Origin of the sequence: Falsiroseomonas tokyonensis, assembly GCF_019024325.1 — a bacterium.
Taxonomy (GTDB): domain Bacteria; phylum Pseudomonadota; class Alphaproteobacteria; order Acetobacterales; family Acetobacteraceae; genus Falsiroseomonas; species Falsiroseomonas tokyonensis.
Genome location: NZ_JAFNJS010000001.1, coordinates 1,180,099 through 1,191,832, shown reverse-complemented (window position 1 = coordinate 1,191,832; position 11,734 = coordinate 1,180,099). Strand labels below are relative to the sequence as shown.

At 71.2% G+C, this 11,734-nt stretch carries 14 protein-coding genes and 1 tRNA gene; 4 read left to right on the top strand and 11 right to left on the bottom strand.

Translation table 11 applies throughout. From position 1 onward, the window contains the following. The first annotated feature begins 9 nt into the window (after window positions 1-9). Window positions 10-606: a nitrogen regulation protein NR(II) gene (locus tag J3S20_RS05400; RefSeq protein WP_216835230.1), complete on the top strand. Its 597-nt coding sequence runs from the start codon at window positions 10-12 to the stop codon at window positions 604-606. 9 nt (window positions 607-615) lie between these two features. Here the strand turns inward: J3S20_RS05400 and J3S20_RS05395 are convergent, their stop codons facing one another. From J3S20_RS05395 to J3S20_RS05370, 6 genes are all read right to left on the bottom strand, one after another. After that, window positions 616-1,173 (bottom strand): NUDIX domain-containing protein, encoded by a 558-nt coding sequence (locus tag J3S20_RS05395; RefSeq protein WP_246602269.1) that lies wholly within the window; start codon window positions 1,171-1,173, stop codon window positions 616-618. After that, window positions 1,160-1,774, bottom strand: coding sequence for an FMN-binding negative transcriptional regulator (locus J3S20_RS05390; protein ID WP_216835228.1), 615 nt, complete (start codon window positions 1,772-1,774; stop codon window positions 1,160-1,162). The genes J3S20_RS05395 and J3S20_RS05390 overlap by 14 nt, the downstream gene beginning before the upstream one ends. Before the next feature lie 145 nt (window positions 1,775-1,919). After that, window positions 1,920-2,795, bottom strand: a complete 876-nt coding sequence (locus J3S20_RS05385) for a DMT family transporter (RefSeq protein ID WP_216835227.1) — start codon at window positions 2,793-2,795, stop codon at window positions 1,920-1,922. A gap of 59 nt (window positions 2,796-2,854) precedes the next feature. Beyond that, window positions 2,855-3,697: a bifunctional methylenetetrahydrofolate dehydrogenase/methenyltetrahydrofolate cyclohydrolase FolD gene (folD, locus tag J3S20_RS05380; RefSeq protein WP_216835226.1), complete on the bottom strand. Its 843-nt coding sequence runs from the start codon at window positions 3,695-3,697 to the stop codon at window positions 2,855-2,857. Then, entirely contained in the window at window positions 3,694-3,993 is a 300-nt protein-coding gene (locus J3S20_RS05375) for a DUF167 domain-containing protein (protein WP_216835225.1), read from the bottom strand. Before J3S20_RS05375 ends, folD begins: the two co-directional genes overlap by 4 nt. 7 nt (window positions 3,994-4,000) lie before the next feature. Next, the gene (locus tag J3S20_RS05370) at window positions 4,001-4,312 is read right to left on the bottom strand and encodes a YggT family protein (RefSeq protein ID WP_216835224.1); all 312 of its coding nucleotides are present in this window, start codon (window positions 4,310-4,312) and stop codon (window positions 4,001-4,003) included. Window positions 4,313-4,462: 150 nt separating this feature from the next. Here J3S20_RS05370 and J3S20_RS05365 point away from each other — a divergent pair. From J3S20_RS05365 to J3S20_RS05355, 3 genes are all read left to right on the top strand, one after another. After that, a tRNA-Ala gene (locus tag J3S20_RS05365) sits at window positions 4,463-4,538 on the top strand. Window positions 4,539-4,754: 216 nt separating this feature from the next. Continuing rightward, window positions 4,755-5,720: a Bug family tripartite tricarboxylate transporter substrate binding protein gene (locus tag J3S20_RS05360; protein WP_216835223.1), complete on the top strand. Its 966-nt coding sequence runs from the start codon at window positions 4,755-4,757 to the stop codon at window positions 5,718-5,720. A gap of 150 nt (window positions 5,721-5,870) precedes the next feature. After that, window positions 5,871-7,562: a thiamine pyrophosphate-requiring protein gene (locus J3S20_RS05355; protein WP_216835222.1), complete on the top strand. Its 1,692-nt coding sequence runs from the start codon at window positions 5,871-5,873 to the stop codon at window positions 7,560-7,562. A gap of 160 nt (window positions 7,563-7,722) precedes the next feature. On the opposite strand, the gene J3S20_RS05350 is transcribed toward J3S20_RS05355, so the two are convergent. The 5 genes from J3S20_RS05350 to J3S20_RS05330 are packed head-to-tail and all read right to left on the bottom strand — an operon-like array spanning window position 7,723 to window position 11,691. Beyond that, complete coding sequence (locus J3S20_RS05350) at window positions 7,723-8,517, bottom strand: DUF72 domain-containing protein (RefSeq protein WP_216835221.1); 795 nt, start codon at window positions 8,515-8,517, stop codon at window positions 7,723-7,725. A gap of 51 nt (window positions 8,518-8,568) precedes the next feature. Beyond that, on the bottom strand, window positions 8,569-9,396 hold the full coding sequence (locus J3S20_RS05345; RefSeq protein ID WP_216835220.1) for a metallophosphoesterase family protein: 828 nt from the start codon (window positions 9,394-9,396) through the stop codon (window positions 8,569-8,571). After that, a complete protein-coding gene (gene phnE, locus J3S20_RS05340; protein ID WP_216835219.1) occupies window positions 9,393-10,136 on the bottom strand; it encodes a phosphonate ABC transporter, permease protein PhnE in 744 nt (247 codons plus the stop codon). The genes J3S20_RS05345 and phnE overlap by 4 nt, the downstream gene beginning before the upstream one ends. Then, entirely contained in the window at window positions 10,133-10,975 is an 843-nt protein-coding gene (locus J3S20_RS05335) for a phosphate/phosphite/phosphonate ABC transporter substrate-binding protein (RefSeq protein ID WP_216835218.1), read from the bottom strand. Before J3S20_RS05335 ends, phnE begins: the two co-directional genes overlap by 4 nt. Beyond that, the gene (locus tag J3S20_RS05330) at window positions 10,975-11,691 is read right to left on the bottom strand and encodes a TVP38/TMEM64 family protein (RefSeq protein WP_216835217.1); all 717 of its coding nucleotides are present in this window, start codon (window positions 11,689-11,691) and stop codon (window positions 10,975-10,977) included. Before J3S20_RS05330 ends, J3S20_RS05335 begins: the two co-directional genes overlap by 1 nt. Between the last annotated feature and the right edge of the window lie 43 nt (window positions 11,692-11,734).

The window sequence follows — 11,734 nt, the reverse complement described above, 5'->3', positions numbered from 1 at the left end:
AGACCCGGCTTGGCGGATGATCAGCCAACCCACCCCGTCCGGCTGCGCCAGGACCATCTGCGCCGCGTGGCGCCGGCGGTGCAGCATGAGATCAACAACGCCATGATGGTGCTGGCCGCCAATCTGGACCTGCTGGCGCGCAGCGTGGGCGAGGGCGCGCCGCAGCGCCAGCTGGACCGCGCCCTGCAGGCCAGCCGGCGGCTGGAGGAAACGATGCGCGGCTTCCTCGACGCGGCGCGGCGGGAGGTGGCGGAGACGTCCCTGGTCTCCCCCGCCACGGTGCTGCGCCAGCTGCTGCCGCTGCTGCGCGTGGCGCTCGGCGCGCGGCATGGGGCGGAGCTGGTGGCGCCGGAACGGCTGACCTCGGTGCGGCTGGACCGCGCGGCGCTGGAGATCGCGCTGCTCGCCGCGGTGCAGGAGGCCGCGCCCCGCTTGCCGCATGGCAGCCGCCTGAATGCCGCGCTCAGCGAGGCGGAGGCGGAGGTGCTGCTGGAGCTCAGCCTGCCGGATGGCCTGGGCGAGCAGCCGCTCGGGCTGCTGCGCGGCTGCTGCGCCCGGCTGGAGCAGCGGCCGGATGGGTGTGTGCTGGCCTGGGCGAAGGAATAGGCGACCCTCCTACAGCAGCCCCTTCAGCCGCAGCAGGCCGAAGGTGGCCATGGTGGTGGCGTCCAGGATGGCGCCGTCGCGCAGCATCGCCTCGAATTCCGCCAGCGGCACGGCGCGGGTGATCAGGTCCTGTTCCTCCACCTCCGGCATCGCCGCGCCCTGGGTCAGGCCGGTGGCCAGGAAGATGTCGTAGCCCTGGCGCATGGTGCCCTGGGCCAGGTTCAGGAAGCCGGCATGGGTCCAATGCGCGGCGGCCAGGCCCGTCTCCTCCAGCAGTTCATGGCGCGCGGCCTCGACCGGGTCGGTGCCGGGCGGGCCCCACATGCCCTGGACAAATTCCCAGTGCCGCTGGCCGACCGGGTAGCGGAATTGCTGCACCAGCTGGATGGAGCCATCCGCGTGCAGCGGCACGACGGTGACGAAATCCACCTTCTCCACCACGCCATAGATGCCGGTGGAGCCGTCCCGGCGCCGCACCTGGTCCTCCCGCACCGTCATCCAGGCATTGCGATAGACCTCGCGGCTGCCGAGGGTCTCGATGTCCGGGCGTCCGTCAGTCAATGCCATTGGCCTCGCGCAGAGCGGCGGCGGCCGCATGCTCGCCGCGCGCCTCCAGCGCCGCGGCCACCGCATGCCGGTCCGCCTCGGGCCGATTCTGGCTCTGCTTGCGCTTGCCCGTCCAGTGCCGAACCGTGAGGGTCACACCGACCAGCGCCTTGAACATCCCCTCCATGTATTTCGGGGGCTGGGCGTCCATGTCGAAGCCGGGTGTGGGTTCATAGGCGGCGGCCATGGCGCGCATCTGGCCGGCGATCTCGGCCGGATCCTCGGTCAGCGTGGCGATCCCCTCGGCCTGCACCACGTCGTAGTTCCATGTCGGCACGCTGGGGTGCTGGCCGTACCAGGTCGGCGAGACATAGGCATGCGCGCCGCGGAACACCGCCAGCGCCGGCGCCCCGCCCCCCGCAAAAGCGCGCCAATGGGGATTGGCGCGGGCGAGGTGGCAGAGGAGCCGGGCGGGTTCATCGCCCACCGGCCGCACCAGCTGGAAGGGCAGGTGGCTGACCATCAGGGGCTCGGCGGTGACCAGCATGCCGAAATCGTTGCGTTCGACATGCCTAAAAATCCAGGCGGGGTCGTCGACCCGGAAGGCGGCGGGGGTGTACATGGCGGGGAATCCTGCAGGCGAACGGACGAGGCGCCCCCTTGGGGGCGGGCAGAGGGCTCAGAAGCCGATGCTAGCTCGTCGTCGCATTTGCATGGGATGATCCTGCACTGGGACTGGCACCCGGCAGCATTGCAATTCCCGGGGGTCAGGCCCGCGAGCGCGCATGCACCAGCAGCGCCAGCCCGCCTAGCGTCAGCACCCCGCCGACGATGTCGCTGACATACAGCCGTTCCCCCAGCAGCGCCCAGCCGAAGACCGCGGCCAAAGGCGGCGCCAGCAATTGCAGGGCGGAGGCGGTGGAGGCCGGGACGCGCCGCATCATCGCAAAATTCAGCGCATAGGCGCCGATGCCGACTACCACCATGGACCAGACCATGGCCGCCCAGGTCGGCCAGCTGGCGGAGGTGGGCGGCGCCCCCTCCAGCGCCACCGCCAGCGCCAGGCACAACACGGCGGAGACGGTGGTCTGGCCGAGGCTGGCCATCCAGATATCGACCCGCCCCTTGGCCGGCGCATAGACCAGCAGCCCCACCGCCTGGCTGATGGCGGCGCCGATGGCGAAGACGAAGCCCAGCGCCTCCGCCGCCGCCAGCCCGTCCACCGCGCGCAAAAAGCCGAGCAGCGCCACGCCGGACCACCCGATGGCCAGCCCCACCCAGGCCAGACCGGGCAGCGGGCGGCGCAGGAACAGGCTCTCGCCGGCCGCCACCATCAGCGGCGTCGTCGCGCAGATGAGGGCGACAAGTCCGGTGGGGATGCGCGCCATGGCCAGCCAGGCGAAGGCGAGGTAGCCGCCCATGCCACACAGGCCGAGCACCACGACCCGGCCGATATCGCCCGGCGCCGGCAGCCGCGACCGCAGCGCCAGCACGATCACCAGCAGCATCGGCGCGGTCAGGCCGAAGCGGATGCCGAGCGACCAGAGCGGCGGCCATTCCTTCACCACCACCCCCGCCACGGTGAAGGCGGAGGCCCAGATGGCGACGAAGGTGCCGGCGATCAGCAGCGCGCTGCCCTGCATGGAAGCGATGTCCTCGGTGGTCCGAGCTACCTACCGCGCGCGGCGGCGGGCTTGCACCCTCAGCCGCGACGGGCCAGGGCCGCGTCCAGCGTGTTTTCCAGCAGGCAGGCGATGGTCATAGGGCCGACGCCGCCGGGCACAGGGGTGATGGCGCCGCAATGCGCCGCAGCCTCGGCGAAGGCAACATCGCCCACCAGCCTGCCGTCGGGCAGACGGTTGATGCCGACATCGATGACGGTGGCGCCTTCGGCCACCCAGTCGCCGCGCACCATCTCGGGCCGGCCCACCGCCGCCACCAGGATTTCGGCCCGGCGGCATTCGGCCGGCAGGTCGCGGGTGCGGGAATGGACCAGGGTGACGGTGCAATCGGCGGCGAGCAGCAGCTGCGCCATGGGACGGCCGACGATATTGCTGCGCCCGAGCACCACCGCCCGCGCCCCCGGCAGCGCCGCGCCGGCCGCCTTCAGCAGGTGCATGACGCCCTTCGGCGTGCAGGGCACCAGGCCCGGCTGGCCGCTGGCGAGCTTGCCGGCATTCAGCGGATGAAAACCATCCACGTCCTTCTCCGGCGCCACGGCGGCGATGACCCGATCGGCGCGGATCTGCGCCGGCAAAGGCAGTTGCACCAGGATGCCGTCCACGGCGGGGTCGGCGTTCAGCCGGGCGACCTCGGCCAGCAGCTCCGCCTCCGTCGTGCTGGCGGGCAAAGCGATGGTGGCGCTGTCGAAGCCCACCTCCTTCGCCGCCTTGTCCTTGTTGCGGACATAAACGCCGGAGGCCGGATCCTCCCCCACCCGCACCACGCGCAGGCCGGGCCGGAAGCCGAGGGAAGCGGTGCGGGCGGCGATGGCCTCGCGCAGCCTGGCGGCCACCGCCTTGCCGTCGATGATCTGGGCCGTCATGCGGTCAGGCCTTCCAGTCTTGCCGAGAGTTCGGCCGGGTTGCCGGTGATGCGCAGGGTTTTCTGGCGGCTGGTCGCGCCATGCAACACCTCCACCGCGGATTTCGGCAGGCCGAGGGCGCGGGCCACCGCCTCACACACCGCGCGATTGGCGCGGCCATCCTCCGGCGCCTCCGCCACCGCCACCTTCAGCGTGGCACCATCCGCGGCCAGCCCGCCGAAGGCCGGGCGGCGGGCCCGTGGCTGCACCTTCACGGCCAGGTCCAGCCCATCCGGCCGCAGGCGCCAGGCCGTCATGGCCGCGTCAGAAGTAGAGGCCGCTCCGCAGCAGGTAACCCTGGATGGCGGAAAGGGCGATGGTCGCCGCGGTGATCAGCAGCAGCACCACCAGGGGCGAGAGATCCACGCCGCCGAGGTTCGGCAGCAGCCCGCGCACCCGGCGCAGGGCGGGCTCCGTCACCCGGTACAGGAAATCCGCGATGGTCCAGACGATGCGGTTGCGGCCGTCCAGCACGTTGAAGGACAGCAGCGTCTGCATGATGGCGGCCAGCAGCACAGCCCACCAGAACAGGTCGAGACCCGCCCGGAGCAGGAAGAAAACGGCATCGAGCAGCATCAGCAACCCCTGGGCGTGATGGGCGAAACCTAGTGGCGGGATGGCTAACGAACAAGGCATTGCGGGCCGGCAGGCTTTCACGCGGCGGCCCCCGTCCCCCCGCTTGACACCTTCCGGCGCCCCTTCCATAACCCGCGCCCTGCGGTGGACGGGGGTGTAGCTCAGTTGGTAGAGCGCGTCGTTCGCAATGACGAGGTCAGCGGTTCGATCCCGCTCACCTCCACCACGCCGCGGCCTTCCTTCTGACAATCCGGACCATCGGCCCAGTTGGTTACTGAGCGGCCCCTGGCAAAGTCCAGCCGCTTGCGCCGCTGCTGCTCGCCCTGCTGATCCTGCTCCGCGCCTGAGTGCGTTAATTTTCGACCTGACTGGGACACAAGTCGGGTTCCAGGCTGCGCGCGATGCTGCTTACATGTCCGGACAACCTGCCGAGGGCCCCGACATGCTGCGTCGCCTTCTGCTTCTGGCCGGCCTCGCGCTGGCGCCCCTTGCCCCCGCCATGGCGCAAGGCACCTGGCCGGACCGGCCGATCCGGCTGATCGTGCCCTTCGGCCCCGGCGGGCTGAGCGACGGCGTGGCGCGGCTCGGCGCGGAATGGCTGACGAAGCAGCTCGGCCAGCCGGTGGTCGTGGACAATCGTCCCGGCGGCAACGGGATCATCGGCATGGAGGCGGTGGCCCGCGCCGCGGCCGATGGCTACACGCTCCTCGGCGCCAGCGCCTCCCATCTCGTGGTGCTGCCGCTGATGCAGCGGATCAGCCTGGACCCGCAGCGGGACCTCGCGCCCATCGCCATCACGGCGGCCAGCCCGCTGGTGCTGGTGGTCTCGCAAAGCCTGGGGCCGACCAACCTGGCGGAGTTCGTGGCGCATGTGCGGGCGCAGCCGGGGCAGCTCGACTATGCCTCGGGCGGCACGGGCGGGCTGAGCCATCTCGGCATGGCCTATCTGCTGCAACGCCTCGACCTGCGGATGGAGCATGTGCCCTACCGCTCCGGCCCGCTCGCCATGCAGGACATCCTGGGCGGGCGCATCCATGTCTATCTGGGCAATGCGGTGGAGGTGCTGCCGGCGCTGCAAGGGAACAGCGTGCGGCTGCTGGGCGTGACAGGCGCCACGCGCAACGCCGTGCTGCCGGATGTGCCGACCATCGCGGAACAGGGGCACCCCGGCTTCGAGGTCACCACCTGGAACGGCCTGGCCGCGCCGGCCGGCGTGCCGGATTCGGTGCGGGACCGCATCGCCACCACGCTGCGCGCCGCCTGCCAGGATGCGGAGTTCCGCGACAGGCTGATCCGCCTGGGCACCGACCCGGTCTGCAGCACGCCGGCGGAGATGGCGGCCTCCATCCAGCGCCTGACGCCAGTGATGCACGACGCCATCCGCCTGTCGGGCGCGACCGTGAATTGACGAGTGAATTGCGGCCCGCCTTGCGGGCCGAGCGGCCGGTCACGGCGCCGCTGTGACCCGCCGCGGCTTATGCGTCATGCCGAAGGCATGCCTGCGGCATGACGAAGCCAAGCGGCCGGAGGCCACGCCCGGCGTCTGAGGGATAGAAAAATGACGGAAAGTGCTGCGGAAATTTTTCTGCGCCAACTCGGGGCCTGCGGCGTCGACTGGTTCTTCGCCAATGGCGGCACCGACTTCCCGCCGATCGTCGAGGCTTTTGCGAAGCTGGAGGGCAGCAACCATCGCCTGCCGGTGCCGATGACGGTGCCGCACGAGAATGCCGCCGTCGCCATGGCGCACGGGGCCTACATGATCACCGGCCGGCCGCAGGCGGTGATGGTGCATGTGAATGTCGGCACGGCGAATACGATCAACGGCATCCTGAATGCGGCACGCGACCATACGCCGGTCTTCGTCCTCGCGGGACGCACGCCCTATGCGGAAAAGGGCCGCCACGGCGCCCGCACGCGGCACATCCATTGGGCGCAGGAGATGTTCGACCAGGCCGGCATGGTGCGGGAGGCGGTGAAATGGGATGGCGAGCTGCGCCAGCCCGACCAGGCCGCGGACCTCGCCACCCGCGCGCTGCACATCGCCATGACGGCGCCGCGTGGACCGGTCTATGCGACGCTGCCGCGCGACACGCTGGCCGCCCCGGCAGGCGCCGCGCGCGTCGATGCCGCGCGCGCCGCGGTGCCCGCGAAACCGCTGCCGGATCCGGCCGCGATGGCGCAGGCGGCGCAATGGATCGCGCAGGCCGAGCGGCCGCTGATCATCACCTCCGCCGCCGGCCGCACGCGCGAAGGCTTTGAGGCCCTCAGCGCTTTCGCGAGTCGCTTCGGCGTGCCGGTGATCTCCTTCACGCCCCGCTTCGTGAATATCGCCGCCGACCACCCCATGCATCTCGGCTACGAGCCCGGCCCGCTGCTGGCGCAGGCGGATTGCGTGCTGGTGGTGGATACCGACGTGCCCTGGATTCCGCATCTGCAGGGGCCGCCTGAAGACGCACGCATCATCCACCTGGGCGAGGACCCGCTCTTCACCCGCTATCCGATGCGCAGCTTCCCGACCGACCTTGCCATCACCGCGGAACCCGCGACGGGGCTGAACGGCATCGCCGCGGCGCTCGATGCGCTGCTGCCGGCGGAGAGCGAGGCGGTGCAAAGCCGCCTGCAGCACTACGGCGCGCAAAGCGCGGCGCAGCGCGCGGCCTGGGCGGCGCAGGTGGCGCAGCCGCCGGAGGGGCCGATCACGCCCGAATGGATCAGCCATTGCATCGCCGAGGCCGTGGGGCCGGAGGCCATGCTGGTGAACGAATACCCGCTGCGGCAGACGCATTGCCCGCGCGTGGCGCACGGAACTTTCTACGGCCAGTCCACCGCCGGCGGCCTCGGCTGGGGTTTCGGGGCAGCCCTCGGCGCCAAGCTGGCGGCGCCGGAGCGGCTGGTGGTGGCGACGCTGGGCGACGGCGCCTATGTCTTCAACAACCCGACCGCCTGCCACTGGGTCTCAGCCGCGCACAACCTGCCGCTGCTGATCGTGGTCTTCAACAACGCGATGTATGGCGCGGTGCGCAATTCGACGCTGGCCATGTATCGCGACGGCGCCTCGGCGCAGCAGGGCGGCACGCTGCTGGCCGATCTCAGCCCGGCGCCGGCCTTCGAGAAATTGGCCGAGGCCAGCGGCGGGTATGGGGAGCGGGTGAGCGTGGCGGCGGAGCTGCCGGCGGCGCTGCGGCGCGCGGTGGAGGTGGTGCTGCGGGAGAAGCGGCAGGCGCTGGTGAATGTGGTGTGTGAGTATTAGTCGGGCACAAACCCACACCCCCACCCCGACCAGCCTTCGGCGTTGCGGCAGCGCCGCAACCCCCCGCAAGTGCTGGAGAGGGAGCAGCCCCTTCTCCCTCCCCCGTTTACGGGGGAGGGTCGGGGTGGGGGCTCTCAGCCGCGCTGAACCCTCGCCCCGCTCAAAGCCTTTCCAGCAACGCCTTCGCCGCATGCGGCGCCTTCGGCTTGAAGCCGTTGATCATGAAGACGAAGACCTCGCGCGATTTCGGCGGTTTCGCTTCCGCCGGCGCCAGCAGGGGAAGATCCTTCGGCACGCCGCCCTTGGCCCAGATGCGGGCACGCTCCGCCCAGGCGTCCAGCGCCGCCTCCGGATAGCCCAGCGCCTCCTCCTCCGCCGCATTCTGCAGCCGCGCATAGACGAAGGGTGCGGTCACGTCGTGGATCGCCGGATGCTTGTCGCTGTCGGCCACCACCACGCCGATGCCGTAGCGGCGCAGCAGTGCGGGGAATTCCGGCACGGCAAAACTCGGGTGCCGCACCTCCACCACATGGCGCAGTGCCACGCCGTCCTGCGTCTTCGGCAGAAGTTGGAGAAAAGCTTCGAAGTCGTCGGGTTCGAACTGCTTGGTCGGCAGGAACTGCCAGTTGATCGGGCCAAGCTTCGCCTTCAGCTCCGTCAGCCCGCTGGCCAGGAAGCGCGCGACCGAGGCCTCGGATTCCGCCAGCACCTTGCGGTTAGTGGTGAAGCGGCTGGCCTTCAGCGAGAAAACAAAATCCTCCGGCGCCTCGTCATGCCAGCGGGCAAAACTCTCGGGCTTCTGGCTGCCGTAATAGGTGCCGTTGATCTCGATGGCCGTGACCTGGCGGCTGGCGAAATGCAGCTCCTGCTTCTGGGGCAGGCCCTTCGGGAAAAAATTGTCGCGCCAGGGTTCGAAGGTCCAGCCGCCGATGCCGACCCGGATTTTCGCTGCCATGCCGTCCCCCCATCCGCTGTCCGCAGGCTGCCCCATGCGGCGCGGGATGCCTCACCACATCAGCGCGACCGGCGCCAGCGCCTGGCCGCGCCTCGCCCGCTCAGCGGCCGGCAGCACGTCGGCGGAGGGCCAGATCCCGCTGGACAGCGCCGCCGCATAGCCCTCCGGCAGCCGCGCCGCGCGCATCGCCGCGGCGGCGGCGGCATGGTCGTAGTCCAGCGGCAGGATTTCGACGCCCAACCCGTCCGGCCCGGGCGTCAGCACCGCGAACCAGACGCGCGGCGTGCCGTCATCGGCAGGCATGCCCACCGCGCCCGCATTCAGCCACAGCGCATCGCCAACCCGCCGCGCGAAGGGCAGGCCGCAATGGCCGGCGATCACGCCGTCGCAGCCGGTGGCGGCGATCTCCTCTGCCAGCACGGAATCCGGCGTCGAGGCGAAGAGGAAGCGGCTCGTCTCGCTGGCGCCGCCATGCAGCACGGCCAGGCGCCGTCCATCCGGCAGCGCCAGCACGATCCGCTTCGGCAGCGCGCGCATCCAGTCGCGCTGCGCCGGCGTCACCTCGGCATTGGCATGGGCGTACCAGCTTCGGCTCAGCAGGTCGCAGGCGGTGCCCTCTTCGAATCCGCAGCCGCAATCCCCTGCCGCCTCGGCGAGCTGTTCCTCGCAATTGCCGGCAATGACGAAAATGCCGCTGCCCATCACCAGATCGCAGCAGGCCGCCGCATCGGCGCCATAGGCCACCACATCGCCCGTGCACAGAATGTTCGCGGGCGGAATGCCGCGCCGCGCCGCCTCGGCCAGCACGGCCTGCGTCGCCTGCAGGTTGGAATAGGGCCCGCCGAAGACCAGCATCGGCCCGTCCAGTGCGATCCTCATGCCAGGCTCCTCCGTAGCGCCGCGCTGATCCGATCCGCCGCCAGCGTCAGCCCCACCACCACCAGCAGCAGCGCGAAAAGACGATTGAAGTCGAGCAGATCCACCGCGTTCTTCAGCTCCTGCCCGATGCCGCCGGCGCCGACCAGCCCCAGCACAGTGGAGGCGCGGATATTGAACTCCCAAACGTAGAGCAGCGCGCCCGCCGTCTCCGGCAGCGTCTGCGGAATCAGCGCATGGCGCGCCACCTGCAGGGGCGTGCCACCGACGGCGCGGATCGCCTCGGCCGGCCGCGGATCCGCCGCCTCCAGCGCCTCCGACCACAGTTTTCCCAAGGACCCCGCGGAATGCAGCGCCACGCCCAGCATGCCCGCGAAAGGGCCGAGGCCGACGGCGGCGACGAAGATCAGCGCGAAGACGAAGCCATCCACGCCGCGCAGCGCATCCAGCAGCCCACGCGCCGGCTGCCGCAGCCATCGCGCGCGCACCACCGGCCGCGTCGCCAGCAATGCCACCGGCGCGGCCAGCAGCGCCGCCACCACGGTGCCAAGCGTCGCAATCCCCACCGTCTCCGCCGCGCGCCGGGCGATGTCACCCGGTTCGGAGAAATCCGGCGGCCAGGCGCTGGCGAGCCAGCCGGCCAGCCGCGGCAGCCCCGACGCCAGCCGCGCCGGATCCGGCCCCACCACCCAGACAGACCCCGCCAGCAGCGCGGCGAAGGCCAGCCACGCCAACCGCCTCACGCGTTGCGCAGCCTTCCCAGCGCGCGGCCGGCCGCCGCGATGGGGGCGTAGGTCTCGGCCGTAGCGGCAACCCAGCCTGTGTAGTCGGTGGGCAGTACCTCGGCCGTACTGGCCAGCGCCGCCTCGGCCAGCGCCGCGCGCAGTTCGGGCGCCAGGCCGCGGCGCACGGCCAGCGCATCGTTGGGCAGCGGATCGCTGCGCCAGACCACCTTCACCTGCTCCGCACGCACCCGCCCGGCCGCCTGCATCGCCGCCAGGTTGCGGTCGTAATCGGTGGCGAGGTCGACCTGGCCATTCGCCACCGCGGTCACATTCGCCGCATGGCTGGCGCCGTCGCGATAGCGGAAGTAGGTGCGCGGATCGATGCCCTGGCGCAGGAACCAGTGATGCGGCACCAGCCAGCCGCTGGTGGACCCCGCATCGGCGAAGGAGATCGACATCCCCCGCGCATCCTCCGGAAAGCGCGCGATGGGCAGGTCGGGCCGCGCCAGGATGATGGCGTGGTACGTCGGGCTGCCGCGCCACAGCACGGTGGCGATCGCCTCCGCCCCCGCGCGGTCCTGCGCCAGCACATAGCCCCAGGGGCCCATCCAGGCGCAATCCACCTGGTCGCTGCCCAGCGCCACGGCGATGCCGGCCCAGTCGCCGGTGACTTGCAACTCGTGCCGCCGCCCGAGCCGCGCCGCGAGATGCGCGAAGAAGGGTTCGAAGGCGCGGCGCGTGTCGCCCGGCGTCGGCTGGAAGGGCCCCACCGCGAAGCGCAGCGGCGGCGCCTGCGCCAAGGCCGGGCTGGCCAGCAGGGCGCCGCCGGCCAGCAGGCTGCGTCTGGCGATCATCATCAGGGTCCTTTCGTCGTGAATCGCGCTTTCAGCGGAATCGCCGCCAGGGACAGCGCCGCCAGCCCCAGCAGCGCGCCCAGGATCTGCGGCGTCAGCACGCTGCGCACATCGAAGCGGCCGCCCGCTTCCAGCACCTCGCCCAGCCCCGCCCCGGCCAGGCTGAACACCGCGGTCGCCGGGATGATGCCGACAAAAGTGGTCAGCACGAAGACCGGCAGCCGCACGCCCGCAAAAGCCGGCACCAGATTCACCAGGAAGAAGGGAAACAGAGGCACAAGCCGCAGCACCAGAAGGTAGGAGGCGGCATTGCGGCGAATGCCCTCCGCCAGCCTGCTCGCCGCGGGCCCCAGCCGCTCCAGCGCATCGGCGCCAAAGATGCGGCGGGCCAGCAGAAAGACGAGGGTCGCGCCCAGGGTCGCGCCCAGCACGGTCAGCGCCGTGCCCGCCACCGCGCCGAACAGGAAGCCGCCCGTGAGGGTCAGGATCACCGCGCCGGGAATGGAAAGCGCGACGGCGGCGGCATAGGCCAGCACGAAGCCGCCGGCCGCCAGCACCGCATGTTCCGCGACCAGCGCCGCCAGCGCCGCGCGATGCCGCGCCAGCGTATCCAGCGAGAGGTCCGGCAGCAGCCCGCTCCAGCGCAGCGCCAGCAACGCCGCCACCACGGCCAGCACCCCCCATACCCTCCGGTCACGCAGCAGGCGGGTGACGGGCATGGAGGCTCCTCGGGCAGGGCGGCGCGGCGGGATATGGGGCGGC

Excerpts from the sequence above, each read along its gene's own strand:
- J3S20_RS05355 (WP_216835222.1), top strand. The coding sequence starts at position 5,871 with ATGACGGAAAGTGCTGCGGAAATTTTTCTGCGCCAACTCGGGGCCTGC.
- folD (WP_216835226.1), bottom strand. The coding sequence starts at position 3,697 with ATGACGGCCCAGATCATCGACGGCAAGGCGGTGGCCGCCAGGCTGCGC.
- J3S20_RS05385 (WP_216835227.1), bottom strand. The coding sequence starts at position 2,795 with ATGCAGGGCAGCGCGCTGCTGATCGCCGGCACCTTCGTCGCCATCTGG.
- J3S20_RS05350 (WP_216835221.1), bottom strand. The coding sequence starts at position 8,517 with ATGGCAGCGAAAATCCGGGTCGGCATCGGCGGCTGGACCTTCGAACCC.
- J3S20_RS05375 (WP_216835225.1), bottom strand. The coding sequence starts at position 3,993 with ATGACGGCCTGGCGCCTGCGGCCGGATGGGCTGGACCTGGCCGTGAAG.
- J3S20_RS05345 (WP_216835220.1), bottom strand. The coding sequence starts at position 9,396 with ATGAGGATCGCACTGGACGGGCCGATGCTGGTCTTCGGCGGGCCCTAT.
- J3S20_RS05360 (WP_216835223.1), top strand. The coding sequence starts at position 4,755 with ATGCTGCGTCGCCTTCTGCTTCTGGCCGGCCTCGCGCTGGCGCCCCTT.
- J3S20_RS05390 (WP_216835228.1), bottom strand. The coding sequence starts at position 1,774 with ATGTACACCCCCGCCGCCTTCCGGGTCGACGACCCCGCCTGGATTTTT.
- J3S20_RS05370 (WP_216835224.1), bottom strand. The coding sequence starts at position 4,312 with ATGCTGCTCGATGCCGTTTTCTTCCTGCTCCGGGCGGGTCTCGACCTG.
- J3S20_RS05330 (WP_216835217.1), bottom strand. The coding sequence starts at position 11,691 with ATGCCCGTCACCCGCCTGCTGCGTGACCGGAGGGTATGGGGGGTGCTG.
- J3S20_RS05335 (WP_216835218.1), bottom strand. The coding sequence starts at position 10,975 with ATGATGATCGCCAGACGCAGCCTGCTGGCCGGCGGCGCCCTGCTGGCC.
- J3S20_RS05395 (WP_246602269.1), bottom strand. The coding sequence starts at position 1,173 with ATGGCATTGACTGACGGACGCCCGGACATCGAGACCCTCGGCAGCCGC.